The following is a 20,738-nucleotide window of genomic DNA, read 5'->3' on the forward strand; positions in this document are numbered from 1 at the left end:
TTCTGTTATGTCTCAACTGCAGGCCAGACTGTCTCCGGCCAGTGCGCCCGGATAACCGCTCTTGCCTGCGCCAGCTGCTGCTCCGCGATGGTGATTTTTTGCTGTGCCACCACGGCGCCAGGCTGCTGTGTGAAAGCCCGCAAATGGTCTGCATCCGGCAGCATTGGCAGCGGTTTGCCGGAAAGAATATCCATCGCCTGTGCTTCCAGCGAGAGCGCCCCGGCCAGACTGGCCAGTCCCGACAGTTTCTCCTGTGCCTTTTTCTGTCTGATAACAAAGGCGACCCCGCCCGCGAGGGTGGCCGCGCCCACCACGGCCCCGGCCACCAGTAGAGGTGACAGCGGCTTGTTGCTGGTCTCGCCAGAATAAATCATCCGGTAGCGGAAGTAGCTGCTCCAGGGTTCACGGGCGCCAGAAGTACTGTGCATAAACCATGCGCGGGAATCGTGTACCTGGTCATCAAACAGTGCCCGCACCTGTGCTTCCGGCAATGCTGCATTGCCAGCTTCGTTGGCAGCAGAAAAAAGCGTTTTAAGGCGGACCTCACCAGCGGTTTTCATGCGCAGCCATTCCGCGTACTCATCGTCGGTATTCAGCAGAAAAAGCGTGCTTTGCAGGGCATAGACCGGTTCAAAGTACCATTCCTGCGTATGGCTGCGCGAAAGGCCCTGATAATCCTCGCGGAACTCCTCTGCGGCCTGACGCCCCCAGCGCCGCATCGAAATCTTTTTCTCCCTGAGGAAGCAGCGGAAACGTTTCTTTTGTCATGCCAGCCAGCATCTCCCGGCGTGCCTGCTCGATTTTTTTCTGTTTTGCTTCGCGGGCCGCCAGGGAGGCCCTGCGCACCACCGGATCGCTGTCTCTGTCCCGTCCGCCAGCGGCAGACTCACGGTAAAAAGGCTGGGTTTTGTAAGTACCGCGGGCATAGCGGTCGATACGCCAAGCGGTGAGCCAGCCCATCTGCGCTTCTATGGCCTGCTCCAGACTGACCGGTGCGCGTACCGGCTGATAGTCTGTTACCTGTTGATCGCTGATGTTTTTCGCAGATGGCGGGAGGCTGAGAGTCAGCGTACGCCACGCGTTAAAACGCCTGACAAGGTCCGGGGAAATCTCATATTCCAGGGCGACATCTTCCGGCATAACGCGCCACTCATCGCTTTTCAGAGTATCCGGCAGCGCGTTCTGTCTGACCTTTAGCGGCGCACCCACGGCAAACGCCGCCGCATACATCTCGTGCAGGGCGGCTTGTGACAGCAGCAGACCGTCATCAGGTCCGGCGGCTTTTCCCTGATCGCCCGGTGGGTAGCCGCCGCCAATATCCGAATGCATGCCGGGGTAAAGCACCTCCATGCTGCGGGTGGGATACTGTCCGCCAGTGCGGCGGAGGGAGTCGAGCGGGAAGCAGAGGCGCTGTTCATGAGCAGAGACCAGATGGAGACAGTGCTTTATCAGGCCGCCGTAGCGCTCATCGTCCGGCAGCGCCTGGCTGCCGTCAGCCCAGCCCATATGCCCTTCCGCAACCGGAGCCAGATGGGGAACGCCCACCGAGGCCACCGTGTCTAGCAGGCCGAGAAATTCAATGCTGAGCGGGATTTTCAGGCCGCCGGCCGCCAGGCACTGCTCCGGCTTTTCTTCGTCTGCCTGCGGTTGCGGCAGCAGCGCGCAGAGCCAGTCGACAAACGTGCGCGCCGCAGCCGCGCCACGGGAGAAACCGTATATATAGAGCTTGATACCCAGCAGTTTCATTTGTCCCGGCCCGGCGGGATTCAGGGCTCTGCGCAGGGTTTCTGCCAGCTTCTGCTCCTGCAGGAGACGGTAAAACTCCTGACGGCGGTTGCTGCTGCCGGTCAGCCCGAAGGTAGCGATGGTAGTGGCCATCGCCCGGACGGCGCGCCAGCAGACCCCGTCATCCATTTTTCCCAGGCCTGTGGTGCGCATCAGAGCATCAATAATGCGCAGCAGTGCCCAGTTAATCCGGTCTTCGCCGCGCAGGGCGGTCGTCAGTCCCGCCAGGCTGAAATCAGGCTCTGAAATTTCCGGAAAAGGGGTACCCATACCCGGCAGATAGTATTTGTAGTAGCGGTTCCCGGCACTTCCCGGCATATCCGTTAGCATCAGGTTTTTGCTGCCCAGCCCGCCGGCATGCCCCTGGCCGATGGTGGCACGGAACAGGCGGGCAATATTGGTCGGGTGTTTCGGGTTGGCAGTGTAGAGATCGTGGTTCAGGTTATTGCCGGTGCTGTCAAAGAACAGGCTGATATGCAGGGTCTTGCAGCAGGGCGGCGCGACGCGGCGGCCTGCTGCCCGGCACAGCTCATCCCGGTACGCCTGCTCCAGACTGTCCTGCTGCTGGCAGTTCTGGCCGACCAGCGTGGCATGAGACGGAAGCCTGCCCAGCTCGGGGAACAGGGGCGGGTACCAGACCCGATCAGGATTTACTTCGGACATACGGCGGGCTCCTTCATCTGCAGAGGCTCTTTAACCGGATAATCCGGATAACCGTAGAGGGCGCAGCTGGTGGTAACTTTTACCTGGTCGCAGGGAAAGAAATGCACGGTAATCCCGCAGGTTTTCTGCCCGGTATAGTCCGGAAGCGGGACGATGCGGGTGTGCTTTTTACTCAGCGCCCTGATTTTTTGATTCCACGCCTGTTTTTTCTCGAAATAAATCATACATTCTTCGTGCCAAGCTTCCGGGCTCTGCCCGTGCTCCACCGGTCTTTTGGGTTCGGGTATGGAGGGTACATCGCTGGCGTAAGCCACGCCGGTTTCCCAGTCAACCCTGACCGTCATGCCGGGTTTCCACTGCTTCGGCGCACCGAAGCAGCAGCCTCCGCCGCCCTGAAACGGGCCGATGGTATCAAGGCCGGACTGTCCGTTAACGCTGAAGCGATTAATGGCCCATTTAGTGTGGTTGATGGCCTCGATGGTACCGCCGATGGCGGACGGGCTGCTGACTGCCAGCAGACAGAGACCGGACAGCAGAGTAACGCGAATTTTTTTCATTTTTCATTTCCTTTTGTCAGCCGGAACGGCGGAATCCTCATCAGAGTCTGATGATTAATATCCTTATAGATGGCAGGGATTTTGTGGTTGAGTTGCGCGTAAATCAACCTTTTTCAGCAAGGCTTGCTTATCCGGACCGGCGTTGTGCTGATGAGATCAACCAGTCGGGAAAATCCCGACTGAGTCAGGAGAAAAAAGGGTGGTTCACAGGAAAACGTGAATACTTTTCTGTCTGACTGTGGCGGAAGAGGGCGAATAATCCTACCAGCGTGGCGCGCTGCTGCCGAGCGGCGTGCCGGGCGAGGCACAGACCAGCGCGGTGCCGGAAAGATACGCGGCGGCGCGCAGGCGCTCGCCGATCCCCCACGGCGTGATCTCCACCGGCGCTAAGCTATCATGTCGCGCGGGCTGAATGCCTGTTTGCGAGGCGTCTGCGGGATAGCGGTGCTGCTGCAATAACAGCGCGGTGCGCGCCAGCGAGAGCTGCGCATGCCAGCCGGTATGCTGCTGGCGGCGCTGGCGCAATCCCTCCAGCGCCGCCGCCGCCATCAGATAGCCGGTAGCGTGATCCAGCGCCTGTACCGGCAGTGGCGTGGGTGTATCAACGCCTTGCCACAGCATACCCTGATGCGCGATACCGCAGCCCATCTGCACCAGGCTGTCGAAGCCGCGCCGGTTGCGCCACGGACCATTCCAACCCCAGGCGTTCAGGCTGACATCCACCAGGCCGGGGGCGATTGCCTGGCGCGTCTCTGCATCAAAACCCAGCGCTTCCAGCGCATCGGCGCGCAAGCCATGTACCAGCACGTCCGCCTCTTTCAACAACCGGCGAAAGGCTTCCCGTCCCGAAGCGGATTTCAGATCGAGGCGTGCGCAGCGTTTACCGTTGGTTACCTCCTCCTCCAGCGTCGGCTCTTCCCAGTCGGGCGGATCGAGACGCAGTACCGTGGCGCCGAGGCTGGCAAGAAAGCGCGTCGCTACCGGCCCGGCAATAATACGCGTCAGGTCGAGCACTTTTACTCCGAGCAGGGGACGCGCGCGGGGAAATCGCCAGTCAGGCTGCGGGCCTTCGGGACAGACGCGGGCGGCAATCAGCGGCGTCCGGCTTACCGCCTGGCCCTGCGGATGCTGCTGCCATTCCGCCTCGCTGCGCATCATGGCGGCGCAGCCACCTGCATCAATCATCGCCTGCTCCAGCTCTGCTTTATTCCAGCGGGCAACAGTGTGTTTTAACGCCGCGCGATCGGCATGCTGTCCAAGCACGCGTTCCATGGCGGCGCGATGGTGTGGCGCATTGGTGTGCAGACGAATCCAGCCGTCGGCGCTGGCGTAATCTCCGGCAAAAGGATCCCAGAGCGCAGGCGCAGCACGATTACGCGGCTGGAAGCTGTGCTGAAACCAGCGTGAGGCGAGCCGCACGTTGATGTTCACAGGGCCGGGGGAAGCGATAAGATCGGCCGCAGCCTGCGTAGCCAGCGCGATGCTGGTCGCCGCCAGTTCGCTGACCGCAAATGCCGAGGGAAAGGTCGCAAAATCGTGAAAGTGCAGAGTGGGCATGGGTTCGCCAGAACCACGCAATCCCTGCCACATCTGTTGCCAAAGGGAAGCAGCAAGCTGATGATCCATAAGGAAGCTCCAGAAATAACCGTTCCTGAAGCATAGCAACCAGCGCAGATTAACGCCGACGCATACGTGGAAAACGCGCATGCATACGCAAATTGCGCAGGTTAATAACCGCAATGGCGGTGCCGAGGATCACCAGCAGCGCGCCGATAATTTTGAAGCTGTTCAGGCTGTCGCCCAGCACGACAATACCCATCAACACCGCCAGCACCGGCGCCAGCAGCGAATAGGGCATGATCAGATTGACGTTATATTTTTTCAGCAGCCAGTACCAGACGGAGTAGGCGACGATCGACGAGGCGAGAGCGCTGTAAAGAATGCCGAACCAGCCATGCCAGCCCGCCTGCATCAGGGCGCTAATCTGATGTGACTCCAGCGTCCAGGAGGCCAGACCCACAATCGGGATCGCCAGAAAGGAGATCCAGCCGGTCAAGGTCAGCGGCTTAATCGGCGGCGATTTTTTCACAATCAAATTGCTGATCGCCCAGCCGGTGGCGCTGCTGAGCAGCAGGCACAGCACCCACCAGGTCGGAATGGTCGGACTGCCTGACAGTACCACCACGCCGCTCAGCGAAATCATAATGCCGATCAGCTGCACCAGCGAGAGTCGCTCTTTCAGCACGATCATCGCTAACAGCATGGCAATCGGCGTGCCGAGCTGCACCACTACCGCGCCGGTACCGGCGTCGGTGTAGCGCATGCCGAGAAACAGCAGCGAGAAATGCAGAAAACCGAAGGTAAAAGCGAGGATCAGCAGCCAGGGAAACTGCTGGCGCGTGATGCGGCAAAAAGGGATCAGGACGATGGCGACCACCACAAAGCGCATCCAGGTGAGAAACAGCGGCGGCAGTTCCAGCAGGCCCCATTTAATCGCTACGTTATTAAACGCCCAGATCGCGACCACCATCAGAATCAGAAAAAAATGTCGCAACGCCACTGTCTCATCCTTAGCTGTTTTAACCGTGCTGCTGTCATGATGGCATGAAGAAGAGGCAGACAGGTACGGGTGTGTAAAATTTTTTTGCTTATGATTAGCGCGGAAAAGTATAAGACTTCGCGTCAGATTGCTGTCACACTGATGTTCCGAAACGCTCACCTGCACAGGATACGATTCGGTATGACTAACGCCCACGCCTTACCCCTTGCCCTTATTCAGCTTGAAGTTCCGCCGCCACAGGTTATCGCGCAAATCGGCGAGCAGCCCGCGTGGTTTATCGACGCGCTGGCACTGGAGCCAGACGAATACCTGATTATCCGCCCTCATCTGGGCGACGCGCTGCCCGATTTTCAGCAGATCAGCGGCGCAATACTCAGCGGCTCCTGGTCGATGGTGACCGATCACGCCGAGTGGAGCGAGCGAACCGCCGCCTGGGTACGCGCCGCGATCGAACATGCGCTGCCGCTGCTTGGCGTCTGCTACGGCCATCAGCTGATGGCTTATGCGCTGGGCGGCAAAGTAGGCGATAACCCGAACGGCTGGGAGCGCGGTCTGACTGAGCTGCAGCGCACGCCGCAGGGAGAAAGCGATCCGCTGACGGCGGCCTTGCCCGCCCGGTTCAGCGCCTGGCTCTCTCATCGTCAAACGGTTATCAGCCCGCCACCGCAGGCGAAAGTGCTGGCGACGTCGCAGCAGGATGGCTGTCAAATCCTGCGTTATACGCCACAGGCGTTCTCGGTACAGTTTCATCCGGAATTTACCCGCCGCATTATGAGCGTCTGCCTGCCGCAGGATGTGGCGGACAGCGGTGCGGAGCTGCAGGGCGCCGACTGGGCGCGCAGGCTGCTGGAGAGCTTCCTGCAACAGGCGCGTCCACAGGCGGGCCATGCTCAGGGAGCGTAAAACCGCTTAACCTTCCTTCTTCAGGCTTCCCGGCAGAAGCCTGATTCTCTCCTGAAGCGCTGATTTCCTTCGATGCGGTCACAGTTTCTTGCGTTGCGATCTGACAGGCTGGCAGCTATCGGTCATGTTAATAGCGAGTTTCATGTTTGTTACGAAAACTATGCTTCAGCAAGGAGAATTCCCATGCGTTATGCCGCACCCGGAGAGCAAGGTTCTTTGATTACCCTGCAAAAGCGTTATGGCAACTTTATCAATGGTGAGTTTGTGCCGCCGGTTAACGGACAATATTTCGTCAACACCTCGCCAGTCAATGGATCGCCAATCGGTGAATTCCCGCGCTCGGACCGCGACGATGTGGATAAGGCGCTGGATGCCGCCCACGCCGCCGCCGCCGCCTGGGGTAAAACCTCAGCTCAGGCGCGCGCGCTGGTACTGTTAAAAATTGCTGATCGGCTGGAAGCCAACCTCGAATATATCGCCGTCAACGAAACCTGGGATAACGGTAAGCCGGTTCGCGAAACGCTGGCGGCGGATCTGCCGCTGGCGGTGGATCATTTCCGCTACTTTGCCGGTTGCGTGCGTGCGCAGGAAGGAAGCGCGGCGGAGATAGATGAATTTACCGCCGCCTACCATTTTCATGAGCCGCTCGGCGTGGTGGCGCAGATTATTCCGTGGAACTTCCCGCTGCTGATGGCGGCGTGGAAGCTGGCGCCCGCGCTCGGCGCCGGTAACTGCGTAGTACTCAAGCCAGCGGAGCAGACGCCGCTCTCCATTACGCTGTTTATGGAGCTGATCAGAGATCTGGTGCCGCCAGGCGTGGTGAACGTTATTCATGGCTATGGCAAAGAGGCGGGAGAAGCGCTGGCGTCTCATCCGCGTATCGATAAGGTTGCCTTCACTGGCTCAACGGCGACCGGCGGCCATATTCTTGAGCTGGCGGCGAAAAGTCTGATCCCTTCGACCGTGGAGCTGGGTGGTAAGTCCCCCAATATTTTCTTTGAAGATATTATGCAGGCGGAAGAGAGCTTTATTGACAAGGCGGCGGAAGGATTGGTATTGGGCTTTCTGAACCAGGGCGAAGTCTGTACCTGTCCGTCACGCGCCCTGGTGCAGGAGTCGATCTTCGAGCCCTTTATGGCGGCGGTGATGAAACGCGTCAAAACCATCAAGCGCGGCGATCCCATGGATACCGAAACCATGGTGGGCGCGCAGGCGTCACAGCAGCAGTTTGATAAAATTCTTTCTTATCTGGAAATTGCGCAGCAAGAGGGCGCGGAAGTGCTGCACGGCGGCGGCATTGAAAAGCTGGAGGGGCATCTCGCCAGTGGTTACTACATTCAGCCGACACTGCTGAAGGGCAGTAACGATATGCGCGTTTTTCAGGAAGAAATTTTCGGGCCGGTGGTAGGCATTACCACCTTCAAAGATGAGGCGGAAGCGATCGCCATCGCTAACGATTCCATTTACGGCCTGGGGGCAGGCGTCTGGACGCGAGATATTAACCGTGCCTATCGCGTAGGACGGGCGATCAAGGCGGGTCGCGTCTGGACTAACTGCTATCACCTTTACCCGGCGCATGCCGCCTTTGGCGGCTACAAGAAATCGGGTATTGGTCGTGAAACCCATAAAATGATGCTTGATCATTATCAGCAGACAAAAAACCTGCTGGTGAGCTACAGCACCCAGCCGCTCGGTTTCTTCTGATTTCCCTGTGTCGCAGGCAGTCTCTGACTGCCTGTTTTTTCTTGTGCGGCGGAATTCACAAAAATGAAAAGCTGCTGTGTCACAGTGCAGCCTCTGTCAAAGGTGAGAAAAATTTACGGTAATTAAGCCCCGTCTTATGTCGATCAGGCGTAGCGCCTTCTACACTGCAAAAACCTTCACATAAGGAGACTGAACATGCCCCCATTTTACGACAATCTGAATTTGCACGATGAAGTGCTGGATGCCGTTGAAGAGAGCATTATCGCGGTTAATCTGCCGGAGCCTCAGGAACATAGTGTGATAAGTCAGCAAAGCGCCGGTTCACTGCTGGTAAAAGCACATGAAGCGCAGCATACCCAACAGCAGGAAGCGGTGCGTCAGCTGGAAGAGCGCCACAGCTATTGGTAAACAATCGCACCGGAAGGTGCGATTTACTTTTGTTCTCCTTCGAAGCCCTCATAAATCGCAACGCCTGGTTAACGCTACGTAACCTGGTGCAAATTTTCTCACCAATAAACCCTGTTAAAACCCTCTCAATAATAAAACCCTGTCGCGCTACAAAGGATAAATACTTTATAAAATAAACCATCTTTATTTCTTTTTCAGTTGCTTGCATTTCAGTTTTCTGTTTATTCGAGGTACTGCCAGTTATAACGAGATATAGTCTATTGGTAAATATTTAAGAGAGGTGCCAGGTAAAAGTCTGATAATAACCAGTGGTAAATAAAATCGTGGTAAATATGGAGGGGTTGAAAAGCATCTAATTGAGATGAGGATGTTATGGAAACCAAAAGAATTCCCAGAAAAATACACCAGGTATATACCGGCGGCTATACAGCATTAAGCGACGATGTAAAAGCTTGCATGGACAATCTGGCTAAAAACAACAGCGGCTGGGAGCACCATTTTTACGATGAAAACGCGATGGTTGCATTTATTTCCAGATATTATAGCGATCGATACCTGAATGCTTATTTAAAGCTGGATAAGCGCTATGGCGCAGCCCGTGCGGATTTTTTCAGGTATTTAGTGATCTATAAAATGGGTGGCGTCTACCTGGATGTGAAAAGCTCCTGTACAACGAAGCTGGATGACATTATTCAGCAGGATGATGAGGTCATCCTGTGTCATTGGGATAACGATGCGGGCGGTAAGCATCCAGGCGTTGGCATTAACAAGGAGATGAAAGGCATGGATTTTGGCGAATACCAACAATGGAATATTATCTCTGTGCCAGGCTCTCACGTTATGAAGGCCGTTATTGATAATGTGATGTTTAATATAGAAAACTACAATGCGTATAAGCTGGGGGTTGGCTGGAAAGGCGTATTAAATACCACGGGTCCGTTTATTTATACTAACGCCATCAACAATGCCAGAGGGAAAGATAAAATCAGGATAGTAAGAAAAAGTGAGGATATCGGTCTGGTTTTCCGTGCGACTAATTCCAGTCCGTCATCTTATAAACATTACTCACATCTTTCTTATCCTGTTTCTGACAGAGGATTGATCTGGTTTGCCTTTTTTGCCCCTTACTGTTTGTGTCACTTTATGAAAATTAAAATGGCGAATGCCAGGAATAAATCGAAATAAATTCTGGTCTGATGGGGTTCCGACAGAAAATTGTCCGAAAATGATGTTAATCAGCGCTGCTGTATCGCTTCCAGTAGCGGGCAAATTTACCCACGAAAATACCAGCAAACAGGCCATAAATTCCGCCTTCCGCCATGCCGAAGGTAGTATTTGTCAGAAGAGAAGGATGCATATAGGTTGCTGCTCCCAACGCGTACTTGGCAAAAAATGTGGCAAGGATCAGCGGCAGCACGCTGTAGTCAGCCTGTCGGTAAATAATGCCTTTTGGTCGGTGAACCTCAAAGGCTATATTTCTCAACAGATTCCAGCCTGCCACTACGCCACAGCTAAACGTCAGGAGCCAGGCCAGCAATATGGCGGCGTCCATACCGAACCGACGAAATATTTCCACCAGCCCAAGAATCAGCATGATGGAAGGGAGCATCGCGAGGCCGCGCAATGTAACCTCGCGTGGCTGCCTTGCTTTGAAACCCTTTATCACCAGGTAGACAAAAAGCACTAACACCCAGGCGGGGGTATGTACGAAGAATTGATTCACAGTGTTCATGACATTCTCCGCTTTATTGGTCGCCCGTGGCAGAATTCAGCTTGCGCTGCCTGTAGCAAAAAAGCGGGCTCCGGCATGCGGCACTGAAGGTATGAGCTTACAGAAGGGCATAAAAAAATCCACGCGGCTGCGTGGATTTTGAGCGTCAGGTTCCGTCCTGGTGAAACTTCCGGCTGTGTTTTATCATAAAAGTCAGCCCGAAGCGTAATTACCAGGCTTTAATCGCATCGCCTTTATAAACTTCCTGCGCTTTTGCCGCTACCTCGTCAGACTGAAACGCTTCTTTCAGCTTCTCAATTTTTTTACTCTCTTTGTCTTCTGCGCGGGCAACGATGGCGTTTACATAAGGCGAAGCGCTGCCTTCCATAAATAAGCCATCACGCGAGGCAGATAAACCCGCCTGCGCAGAGAAATTAGTATTAATTACTGACAGGGTCACATTCGGATCGTCAAGAGTTCGCGTTAACTGCGGCGTATCCACTTCGACCAGCTTCAGCTTTTTGGGATTTTCGGTGATATCCAGCGTGGTGGGCAAATAGCCTACGCCCTGTTTGAGCTTAATTAAGCCCTGAGACTGTAACAGCAGCAGGGTACGGCCCAGCGTGGTAGCTTCATTTGAAATGGTGATAGTTGCGCCATCCGGCAATGCTTTTATGTTCTTGATTTTATGTGAATAGGCTGCGATAGGGAAAACAAAGGTCTTGCCGATAACAACAAATTTATAGCCGCGTTCTTTCGATTGATCTTCCAGATAAGGCAGGCTCTGGAACGCATTAGCATCCACATCTTTATTATTTAGCGCCTCGTTAGGCAACACGTAATCATTGAAGGAGATAACCTCAACGTCGAGATTGTATTTGTCCTTAGCGACTTTTTGTACTTCCTGCCAGATCGCCTGATCCGGCCCGGTATTGATCGCCACTTTGATTTTATTATCGTTATCGGGTGAGCAGGCGGATAACCCTAAAACGGAGATGGTGATTAACGCCGCAAACAGTCCTTTTTTCATGAATCAATTCTCTTCAATATGGGGAAACGCCAAAAGAGTAGTCTAACTGTTTGCTCATGTACACGTACTCTCAGATATAACTTATAACTACCCTGATAAAACGAGGCGAAAAAACAAGCAAAGCGCAGTCTGCGATATACTGTATGTTGCCAAATAGCAGTATTTGGCAATATGCGGAGATGCAGAATGCCCTTTTTCAGAAAAGAGCAAAATTATTGTTATTCATCAAAAACTAATCGTTACGGTAAATGCGTTATAAATGCACCAGGGCAACCCTTCAATATTTTCGGGCACAAATAGACCGGATGTAGAAAGGGGGATATGTCCACTGGTAGCGCGAAGTCGATTTGTGGGCATCATATTCCGGCGACCTGACGGTAACTGACAAGCCCCTCTTTTCATCGCCCTTCCTAGTCTATTTGCATGAACTGCTTCGCTAAAGTTCATGTATCCTGTCACCAGCACCCACTCGTTTTCAGGCTTCTGAAGAAGCGTTCCATCGGGCTGTTATTCCAAGAGTTTCCCCGTCGGCTCATACTCTGCTTGATCCGGTAACGCCACAGTAACTGCTGGAGCATGATCGGCACCAAAAGAAACCCCAATCAAATTAAGAGAGAACAAAGGGATAACACTGTATGGTAGATATTCGCCAGCACAAGCCGCTATTCTTTTGCGAGTATTTTCTTTCCAGTAGATGGCCTGCCTGTGCCTGGCCCAGACCCTCGTCGTTTCACTGACATTGAATAACGTCGAAAAAGCGTGATCATATTGAGGCAGGATGAATGCAGATAGAACCCTTACCGCCGCTTAACACGCTGATCGCCTTTGAGTGTGTGGCGCGCTATGGCAACATTTCCCGCGCCGCTGAAGAACTTAACCTGACGCAAAGTGCCACCAGCCGCCAGATTTTGCAGTTGGAGGAGATGCTGGGCTGTAAACTTTTCACCCGCACCCAGCGCCGTGTCTTGCTGACACCGCGCGGCGAGGCCTATGCTACTCAGGTGCGCCAGCAGCTCTCCGCCTTGTCTCATGCCACCGCAGAAGTCATGGGCTGGAATGGTCTGCCGCAGGTGACTATCGCCTGCACCAGCGCTATGGGTTACCTGTGGCTGGCACCGCGCCTCTCCGCGTTGCATCGTGAATTACCCGATCTGCAAATCCGTATGAAGATCTCTGACAGCTTCGCCGATATGCGCTCATCCGAGTTCGATTTGGCCATCTTCTATCTGCGCGAAGCGCCACCGGGCTTTCACGCCAGCCCGCTGTTTGACGAAATCTGTTATCCGATGTGTGCCCCAGCCTTTCTGCCGCGCCTCGCTGCCAGCCCCACGGCAGAGTCGCTGCTGCAACATATGTTACTGATTCAGGACGATCCGCAGCGTGAATGGACCAGCTGGAGTGACTGGTTCGCCTCGCAAAATGTGCTGAGTTTTGTCCCGCGCCAGACGTGGCGGGCAAATAATTATCCGTTTCTGGTGCAAACAGCTTTGCGCGGAGACGGGATATTACTCGGCTGGGAAGGGCTGGTGCAGGATCATCTCAATCGTGGCGAGCTGGTGCCCGCCCATTCGGGAAAACTGGCTGCCAACGGAAAATGTTTTCTGCTGATCCCCCAAGACCGCTATCTCAAGCCGATCGTGCGCCATGTAATCAGCTGGCTGCAACAGCAACATCAGACGGAAATCCTGGCATTATAAGCAAATGGTGACGCAGCAGATTATTTTACGCGCCACCATTTCAGTGGAATATAAGCTATCTAATATTCAGTCATAGCTTTTTTTTATATTTAGAAGTACAGAAAAATAAAAAGCAACAACGCATATTCTCCTGCATTATTGCTGGGTATCCATTGGCGGAATTTTATTTTTCACCGCGATACGACGGCGGTATGAAGAATGCATACCGATCAGCGTAAAAATTAACCACATCGTCTGAGAAATAACCATTGCTAAATTAAAATCGTGACTGAGAGAATAGAGCCCGCAAACCCCTCCCACGATGTTAAGACCAGCATAAATCGCTGAATCAATAAGCAATTTACGCAGCTGAACCAGTGCGTATGCCAATAAATAACAAAAAACGCCAGTCAGCCCAACTATCGTATGCAGTTCCACATGCCTTTTCCCTGGTGTTGATTAGTGATCGGGAAATTATCTTTTTTGTGGGTGTTCTGCTGCGCATTTTTCGCATAGTCTGATACGAAAATCTCATACATCAGGTTTTATAGGTTTTGATATAAATCAGAAATGACTGCGCTCAGGCTCAGGCTCAGGGTGATAAGTAAAACAGGGTAAATAACAATGGAGAAAAATAAATGAAAGACGACCAGGCAGACTTTACAAAATATCTTCAGGGCGCAAATTTGAGCCGCCGTTCATTTATCAATACTGCCGCGCTGATTGGCGCTGGCACGGCATTATCGCTTTCCCCTTTTTCTGGCTTTGCCGCCGAAGCAATACCAAAAAAAGGCGGCGTGCTGAAACTCGGTATGTCCGGCGGTAACACCAGCGATTCGCTCGACCCAACGTTGTATAGCGACTGGGTACCCCTGAACCAAGCCTACATGCTGATGAATGGCCTGATTGAGATTGATGAGAACAACAAGGCCACGCCCGAGCTGCTGGAAAGCTGGAGTGCCCAGCCCGGCGCGCATGAGTGGACCTTTAAAGTGCGCCAGGGCGTCACTTTCCACAACGGTAAAACCCTGACCGTGGAAGATATTATCTACTCAATCAACCTGCACCGTGGCAACCAGTCACGCAGCGCCATCAAAAGCCAGCTGGCGAGCATCACTGAATTGAAGAAAAGCGGCGATAACGAAATTATACTGAAACTCGACAGCGGCAACGCCGATCTCCCTTATCTGCTGGCGGATTATCATCTGGTGGTGGTGCCGGATGGCTTCACCGACTGGAAACACCCGATTGGCACTGGCGGATTTGTCTTTGACCAGTATCAGCCTGGCGTACGCTCATACTTCAAACGCAACCCCAACTACTGGAAACCGAATCGCGTCTTTGTTGATGCGGTGGAAGTGCTGGTGATCAACGATGCCACCGCCCGTACTAATGCGCTGATTTCCGGCCAGGTACACGCCATCAACCGCGTGGATTTCAAAACCGTCGACTTCCTGAAACGCAGCCCGGCACTAAGTATCGTGCGCTCGTCAGGCGGTCAGCATTTTACCTTCCTGATGGATTGTCGCGTAGCCCCGTTCAATAACAATGACGTGCGCATGGCGATTAAGTACGGTATCGATCGTGAAAAACTGCTCGCTACTGTACTACGCGGTTACGGCTCGCTGGGTAATGACCATCCGATCGCGAAGACCGATCGCTTCTTCAACAAAGCCCTGCCGCAGCGTGCTTACGATGCCGACAAGGCCAAATTTTATCTGAAGAAAGCCGGACTTAGCACTCTACCGCTGGAACTCTCCTCCTCCGATGCCGCCTTTGCCGGTGCGCTCGATGCCGCTGCACTGTTCCAGGGGCAGGCCGCGCCTGCCGGGATTCAGGTCAGCATCAAACGTCAGCCCGCCGATAGCTACTGGGACGACGTATGGATGAAAGCGCCATTCAGCATGGGTTACTGGGGTGGACGCCCAACCGCCGACCAGATGTTCTCTACCGCGTGGCAATCCACCGCCAAGTGGAATGACACTCACTGGAAGAACGAGAAGTTCGACAGCCTGTTACTTCAGGCCCGTTCGCTGCTGGATGAGCAAAAACGTGCCGAAATCTACGGTGAATTACAGCAAATTGCCAGCGATGATGGTGGCGCGATGATTCCGCTGTTTGGTGACTATCTCGACGCCGTCAGCAAAAAAGTGGGTGGAGTGCAACCTCATCCGATGTTCAACTTTATGGGTGGCCGCCTGGCGGAACGCGTCTGGCTGGAGTCGTAATGAAAAAGCAGATTCTTCATCGCCTGCTGCTGGGCCTGTTGACGCTATGGCTGGTGTCAGTGCTGATTTTTGTCGGCACCGAATTGCTGCCCGGCGATGTCGCCAGTGCCATTCTCGGGCAAAACGGTACACCGGAAACCATCGCTGCGCTGCGCAGCCAGCTTGGGCTGGATCAGCCCGCCATCTGGCGCTACCTGCACTGGCTGGACGGCGTGCTGCATGGCGATCTCGGCAACTCGCTGGCGAACAACCAGCCGATCAGCGCCGAATTGTTGCCACGTCTCGCCAACACGCTGTTCCTCGCCGGTTATGCCGCCCTCATCGCCATTCCGCTGGCAGTGCTGCTCGGTATTGCCTCCGCTGTGTGGCGTGGCTCGTGGTTTGATCGCCTGGCCAACTCGCTGACGCTGCTGAGCATCTCAGTGCCGGAATTTTTCGTTGGTTATTTGCTGGTGATCCTCTTCGCCATCCGTCTGGCGTGGTTTCCCAGCTTGGCGCTGGTGGGGCCGGATGATGGTTTTCTCGCGCGGTTATATGCCTGCACCCTGCCAATGCTAACGCTGGTGCTGGTGGTACTGGCCCATATGCTGCGTATGACGCGCGCCTCGGTGGGAGCGGTGATGTCGAGCAGCTATATCGAAACCGCGCTGCTGAAAGGGCTGTCGCGCTGGCGCATTGTGCTGGCCCATGCGCTGCCGAATGCGCTGGCACCGATTATCAACGTGATTGCTTTTAATCTCGCCTATCTGGTGGTTGGGGTGATTTTGGTTGAGGTCGTGTTTGTTTATCCGGGTATCGGGCAACTGATGGTGGATGCCGTGACCAAGCGCGATCTGCCGGTAGTGCAGGCCTGCGGACTGTTGTTTGGCGGCACTTATATTGTGCTCAACACCGCCGCCGATCTGCTGGCGATCGGGTGTAACCCACGACTGCGCCATACGAGGTAAGCGATGAAAAAATTGAAAATCCGCACGGTGCCCCTTTCCGCCATGCTCGGTCTGGTGATCATTGCCATTAACCTGATCGCCGCGCTGTTCGCCCCCTGGCTGGCCCCGCACAGCGAAACCGCCCAGATCGGCGATATATGGATGTTGCCATCCACTGCGCTGCCACTCGGCACCGACAGCCTTGGACGCGATATGTTGTCGCGCATTCTGTTTGGCGCGCGCACCACCATCGCCATTGCGCTGGCGATCACCGCCATGTCGTTTGTGGTCGGTATTCTCACCGGCTTCATGGCGGCGATTTACGGCCGCTGGGTAGACGTGGTGCTGACGCGCATCGTTGATACGCTGATGTCGATCCCGGTGCTGATTCTGGCGCTGATTGTCTTGTCGGTGCTCGGCACCTCAATTCCGGTGCTGGTTGGCACCATCGCGTTGCTCGATGCCACGCGTGTTTACCGACTAGCACGTCTGGTGGCACAGAGCATTGTCTGTCAGGAATATGTTGAAGCGGCGCGTCTGCGTGGCGAAGGACTGGGCTGGATCGTGCGGAAAGAGATTCTGCCCAATGCCATTCCACCGCTGCTGGCTGAGTTCGGTATGCGCTTCTGCTTCACCTTTCTGTTTATTGCCGGGCTGAGCTTCCTCGGACTGGGTATTCAGCCGCCGTGGGCCGACTGGGGCAGCATGGTACGCGACAACGCGCAGGCGATTAACTTCGGCCAGCTGGCGCCGCTCTATCCGGCTGCCGCCATCGCCCTGCTGACCATTGGCGTCAATCTGGTGGTCGACTGGCTGCTGGAACGCAATAACCTCTCGCTGGGGGAAGAAGGATGATCCAACCGATTCTGGAAATGCGCCAGCTGCGCATTGAAACCGAACAAGGTATTCCGCTGGTACAGGATATTTCGTTGAGCCTGAAGCCCGGCGAAGTGCTGGGTCTGATTGGTGAATCCGGTGCCGGTAAATCTACCATCGGCCTTGCCGCTCTCGGCTATGCTCGTCCCGGCTGTCGCATTGCCGGCGGCGAAGTACGCATCGCCGGGCGGAATATTGTGCCACTTTCCAGTAAAGAGAAGCGCGACATTCGCGGCAAACGCGTCGCCTACGTGGCGCAGAGCGCTGCCGCTGCCTTTAACCCGGCGCTGACTATCGGAAAACAGGTATGTGAAGGCCCGATTCGTCACGGTCTGATGAATGCCACAGAAGCGCAGGCGTGGGCGGTGACCTTGTTCCGCGCGCTGGATCTGCCTGAGCCGGATACCATCGGCCAACGCTATCCACATCAGCTCTCCGGCGGCCAGTTGCAGCGCGCAATGGCGGCGATGGCGATGTCCTGTAAACCTGATTTGCTGGTAATGGATGAACCGACCACCGCGCTGGATGTCACCACGCAGATTGAAGTGCTGGTGATGCTGCGCAAGCTGGTACGCGAGTTCAACACCGCCGCGCTATATATCACCCATGATCTGGCGGTGGTGGCACAGATTGCCGACCGTATTATGGTGCTGCGTCAGGGCTGTGAAGTGGAGTGTGGCGCTACGGCGGATATTCTGCAAAAACCGCAGGAAACCTACACCCAGCGGCTGGTATCGGAGCGCGCCCATGCGCTATCGCCGGTTCATGCCGATAACGCGCCTCAGGGCCAGTTGCTGACGCTGCAAAATCTTTCCACCGGTTATAACGGCAAAACCGTGGTGCACGGGGTGTCGCTGAATATTGCTAAAGGCGAGACGCTGGCGATTATTGGCGAGTCAGGCAGCGGCAAAAGCACTCTGGCACGGGCGCTGTGTGGTTTGCTGGGCGATACCGCTGGTAATGTCACCTTTGCCGGTCAGACGCTGGCGAACCGTTATCAGCAACGCGATAAAGAGACGCTACGTCGCATCCAGATGATCTATCAGCTGCCGGATGTTGCCCTGAATCCGCGTCAAACCATTTTGGAGGCCATTGGTCGTCCTGCCGCCTTTTATTTTGGATGGGATAAGCGTCAGGTACGCGCTCGCGTGGAAGAACTGCTGCGTCTGACCGAGCTGCCACTCACCCTGATCGACCGCTATCCTGGTGCCTTGTCCGGCGGGCAGAAGCAGCGTGTCTGCATCGCCCGCGCGCTGGCTGCCGAGCCGGAGTTGATTATCTGCGATGAAGCCACCTCCGCGCTCGATCCCCTGGTGGCGGAGGAAGTGCTGAATCTGCTGCGTCGTTTGCAGGAGCAACTTGGCCTGTCGTATCTGTTTATCACCCACGACCTCAGCACGGTGAAACGCATCGCGCAGCAGGTAGCGGTGATGTATCAGGGCAACGTGGTGGCGCAAGGGCCGACTGAACAGGTGTTCAGCACGCCGATGCACAGCTATACCGAGAAACTGCTGACCTCTGTGCCGGAAATGCGCCCAACCTGGCTGGATGAGATACTGGGCCAGCGTCAGTCAAAAGCAATTGCAGGAGCATCATGAAAACTCTCATAACGCAATTTCCCCACAGCGTCAGCGTGACGGAACATCTGTGGATCCCCCTGAAAGATGGCACTCGCCTGGCGGCCCGTATGTGGTTGCCACTTTCCGCCAGCCAACAGCCGGTGCCCGCCATTCTCGAATATATTCCGTATCGCAAACGTGATGGGACCCGGACACGCGACGAACCGATGCACGGCTACTTCGCCGGGCAGGGCTATGCGGTGTTGCGCGTGGATATGCGTGGCAGCGGTGAATCTGACGGCCTGCTGGCGGATGAATATCTGTTGCAGGAACAGGAAGATGCGCTGGAGGTGATCGATTGGATCAGTCAGCAGATGTGGTGCAGCGGTGCAATTGGCATGATGGGCAAATCCTGGGGCGGCTTTAACTGCCTGCAACTGGCAGCGCGCCGCCCGCCCGCACTGAAAGCCATTATCACCGTCTGCTCTACCGACGATCGTTACAATGACGATATTCACTACAAAGGCGGCTGTCTGCTGAATGACAACCTGTGGTGGGGCGGCATTATGCTGGCCTATCAGAGCCGTCCGCAGGACCCAGAGCTGGTGGGGGACCGCTGGTATCAGGACTGGCTGAATCGGCTGGAAAATATGCCGTTCTTCCCGGCACTGTGGATGGAGCATCCGCTGAAAGATGCCTACTGGAAACATGGCTCGGTGGGCGAGGAGTGGTCAGCGATCCAGTGCCCGGTACTGGCGGTGGGCGGCTGGGCCGACTCCTACAGCAACGCGGTGTTCCGTCTGATGGATAACCTTGAAGTGCCGCGCAAGGCGATTATCGGACCATGGGCGCATATCTATCCGCAGGACGGCACGCCGGAACCGGCCATCGGTTTTCTACAGGAGGCGGTCAGCTGGTGGGATCGCTGGCTGAAGCAGGAAGAGAATGATGTGCTGGACAGCCCGCGTGTGCAGGCGTGGCTCAACGATAGCCAGCGTCCTGATTCGCAGCGTCCGCAGGCGTTCGGCGAATGGATCGCCATCGACGGCGCGACCGACGAAGTATCTGAGCCGCAGCGCTGGCATCTGCGCCCCAGTACTCTGGCAACCACCCCGCTTGCGCACGACAGCTGGCAGGCGATCTGCACGCTGCAAAACCACGGACTGTTCGCCGGTGAGTGGATGGGAGCGGGCGTATTGGGCGAAAGTCCAAGCGACCAGCGCATGGACGATGGGCTGGCAGAGAGCTTTGACAGCGCCCCGCTGAGCGAAAGCCTGAGCATCTATGGTTTTCCGCAGTTCAGCATCACCCTCAGCAGCGATAAACCAGCAGCGATGCTGTACGTGCGCCTGTCCGATGTGGCTCCGGATGGTGCTTCAACCCGTGTGACGCACGGTTGGTTCAATCTCAGCCATTTGCAGGGGCAGGATAAGAACGTGCCGCTAACACCGGGCGAAGTCGTGCAGGTACAGGTGCAGCTGGACGGTATCGCCTGGCGCTTTGCTGCCGGACATCGCCTGCGCATCTCGCTGGCGACTACCTTCTGGCCGATGATATGGCCGATGGCGGAAGTGGCAACCCTTAACGTCAACCTTGCCAGTTCCGCGCTTGATCTGCCGGTGTGTCGCCAGGTTGAACCCATTAGCGGACCGAACCCACAGCCGGAAACTGCAGCCAATACGCCGCTGTCGCTGCTGTCGCCGGGCCGGGTAGAGCGTGAATTGCGTTATGACGTAGTGCACGACAGCTGGGAAAGCGTTACCCACGGGGTAGGCGGCGTGTTTGGCGAAGGGGTATATCGTTTCGATGATATCGATACCACCGTCGACCATAGCCTGCGCCGTCAACTGACCGTGCATAACCAGGATCCGCTCTCGGCCCATTATCTGTTGACGCAAAGCATGAAAATCGGGCGTGAAGGCTGGTGGACGGAAACCGATATCGTGCTGGAGATGCGTAGCGATCTGACGCATTTCATCATTAGCGGTGAGATGGAAGTGCAGCACAACGGTGAAACGGTATTCGCCCGACAGTGGGATCGCCGTATCTCGCGGTGATTGCCAGTGCGATTTTAAGCACGGTCGGCATTCATGCGCACAGTTAAATATAAAGGGCGTCATTCTTTTGGGAATAACGCTTTTTTTCTCGTACA

General features: G+C 55.4%; 17 protein-coding genes and 2 pseudogenes. 11 read left to right on the forward strand and 8 right to left on the reverse strand.

The window, feature by feature from the left end; translation table 11 throughout:
• Positions 1–5: 5 nt before the first annotated feature.
• Together ABU178_RS08875 and ABU178_RS08880 are read right to left on the reverse strand one after the other, a co-directional pair.
• Positions 6–2,448 (reverse strand): annotated as a pseudogene (locus ABU178_RS08875) (T6SS phospholipase effector Tle1-like catalytic domain-containing protein).
• Complete coding sequence (locus tag ABU178_RS08880) at positions 2,436–3,005, reverse strand: DUF3304 domain-containing protein (protein WP_397213941.1); 570 nt, start codon at positions 3,003–3,005, stop codon at positions 2,436–2,438. The pseudogene ABU178_RS08875 and the gene ABU178_RS08880 overlap by 13 nt, the downstream one beginning before the upstream one ends.
• A 50-nt stretch (positions 3,006–3,055) precedes the next feature.
• Between ABU178_RS08880 and ABU178_RS08885 the strand changes: the two genes are divergently transcribed.
• Positions 3,056–3,241 (forward strand): hypothetical protein, encoded by a 186-nt coding sequence (locus ABU178_RS08885; protein WP_397213943.1) that lies wholly within the window; start codon positions 3,056–3,058, stop codon positions 3,239–3,241.
• Positions 3,242–3,266: 25 nt separating this feature from the next.
• On the opposite strand, the gene ABU178_RS08890 is transcribed toward ABU178_RS08885, so the two are convergent.
• Complete coding sequence (locus ABU178_RS08890) at positions 3,267–4,631, reverse strand: CoA transferase (protein WP_397213945.1); 1,365 nt, start codon at positions 4,629–4,631, stop codon at positions 3,267–3,269.
• Positions 4,632–4,680: 49 nt separating this feature from the next.
• Positions 4,681–5,565, reverse strand: a complete 885-nt coding sequence (locus tag ABU178_RS08895; RefSeq protein ID WP_397213947.1) for a DMT family transporter — start codon at positions 5,563–5,565, stop codon at positions 4,681–4,683.
• 180 nt (positions 5,566–5,745) lie between these two features.
• Between ABU178_RS08895 and ABU178_RS08900 the strand changes: the two genes are divergently transcribed.
• From ABU178_RS08900 to ABU178_RS08915, 4 genes are all read left to right on the forward strand, one after another.
• Complete coding sequence (locus tag ABU178_RS08900) at positions 5,746–6,468, forward strand: glutamine amidotransferase (protein ID WP_397213949.1); 723 nt, start codon at positions 5,746–5,748, stop codon at positions 6,466–6,468.
• Positions 6,469–6,651: 183 nt separating this feature from the next.
• A complete protein-coding gene (exaC, locus tag ABU178_RS08905) occupies positions 6,652–8,172 on the forward strand; it encodes an acetaldehyde dehydrogenase ExaC (RefSeq protein WP_397213951.1) in 1,521 nt (506 codons plus the stop codon).
• Between the two features lie 195 nt (positions 8,173–8,367).
• Complete coding sequence (locus tag ABU178_RS08910; protein WP_397213953.1) at positions 8,368–8,580, forward strand: hypothetical protein; 213 nt, start codon at positions 8,368–8,370, stop codon at positions 8,578–8,580.
• 372 nt (positions 8,581–8,952) lie between these two features.
• Complete coding sequence (locus ABU178_RS08915) at positions 8,953–9,765, forward strand: glycosyltransferase family 32 protein (protein ID WP_397213955.1); 813 nt, start codon at positions 8,953–8,955, stop codon at positions 9,763–9,765.
• Between the two features lie 46 nt (positions 9,766–9,811).
• On the opposite strand, the gene ABU178_RS08920 is transcribed toward ABU178_RS08915, so the two are convergent.
• From ABU178_RS08920 to ABU178_RS08930, 3 genes and pseudogenes are all read right to left on the reverse strand, one after another.
• Entirely contained in the window at positions 9,812–10,312 is a 501-nt protein-coding gene (locus ABU178_RS08920; RefSeq protein ID WP_397213957.1) for a DUF6622 family protein, read from the reverse strand.
• 208 nt (positions 10,313–10,520) lie between these two features.
• The gene (locus tag ABU178_RS08925; protein ID WP_397213959.1) at positions 10,521–11,321 is read right to left on the reverse strand and encodes a MetQ/NlpA family ABC transporter substrate-binding protein; all 801 of its coding nucleotides are present in this window, start codon (positions 11,319–11,321) and stop codon (positions 10,521–10,523) included.
• 429 nt (positions 11,322–11,750) lie between these two features.
• Positions 11,751–11,893: pseudogene (locus tag ABU178_RS08930) on the reverse strand (IS3 family transposase); the annotation flags it as partial.
• A gap of 210 nt (positions 11,894–12,103) precedes the next feature.
• Here ABU178_RS08930 and ABU178_RS08935 point away from each other — a divergent pair.
• Positions 12,104–13,018 (forward strand): LysR substrate-binding domain-containing protein, encoded by a 915-nt coding sequence (locus tag ABU178_RS08935; protein WP_397213961.1) that lies wholly within the window; start codon positions 12,104–12,106, stop codon positions 13,016–13,018.
• Positions 13,019–13,153: 135 nt separating this feature from the next.
• Here the strand turns inward: ABU178_RS08935 and ABU178_RS08940 are convergent, their stop codons facing one another.
• Entirely contained in the window at positions 13,154–13,435 is a 282-nt protein-coding gene (locus ABU178_RS08940; protein ID WP_397213963.1) for a CBU_0592 family membrane protein, read from the reverse strand.
• Between the two features lie 200 nt (positions 13,436–13,635).
• Between ABU178_RS08940 and ABU178_RS08945 the strand changes: the two genes are divergently transcribed.
• The 5 genes from ABU178_RS08945 to ABU178_RS08965 are packed head-to-tail and all read left to right on the forward strand — an operon-like array spanning position 13,636 to position 20,643.
• Positions 13,636–15,225, forward strand: coding sequence for an ABC transporter substrate-binding protein (locus tag ABU178_RS08945; protein WP_397213965.1), 1,590 nt, complete (start codon positions 13,636–13,638; stop codon positions 15,223–15,225).
• Complete coding sequence (locus ABU178_RS08950) at positions 15,225–16,172, forward strand: ABC transporter permease (RefSeq protein ID WP_397213967.1); 948 nt, start codon at positions 15,225–15,227, stop codon at positions 16,170–16,172. Before ABU178_RS08945 ends, ABU178_RS08950 begins: the two co-directional genes overlap by 1 nt.
• Positions 16,173–16,175: 3 nt before the next feature.
• Positions 16,176–17,006 (forward strand): ABC transporter permease, encoded by an 831-nt coding sequence (locus tag ABU178_RS08955; RefSeq protein WP_397213969.1) that lies wholly within the window; start codon positions 16,176–16,178, stop codon positions 17,004–17,006.
• On the forward strand, positions 17,003–18,625 hold the full coding sequence (locus ABU178_RS08960) for an ABC transporter ATP-binding protein (protein WP_397213972.1): 1,623 nt from the start codon (positions 17,003–17,005) through the stop codon (positions 18,623–18,625). Before ABU178_RS08955 ends, ABU178_RS08960 begins: the two co-directional genes overlap by 4 nt.
• Positions 18,622–20,643 (forward strand): CocE/NonD family hydrolase, encoded by a 2,022-nt coding sequence (locus ABU178_RS08965; RefSeq protein WP_397213974.1) that lies wholly within the window; start codon positions 18,622–18,624, stop codon positions 20,641–20,643. The genes ABU178_RS08960 and ABU178_RS08965 overlap by 4 nt, the downstream gene beginning before the upstream one ends.
• Positions 20,644–20,738: the final 95 nt, after the last annotated feature.

It is taken from the genome of Pantoea osteomyelitidis (assembly GCF_044342975.1).
GTDB classification, from domain to species: Bacteria; Pseudomonadota; Gammaproteobacteria; order Enterobacterales; family Enterobacteriaceae; genus Pantoea; species Pantoea osteomyelitidis.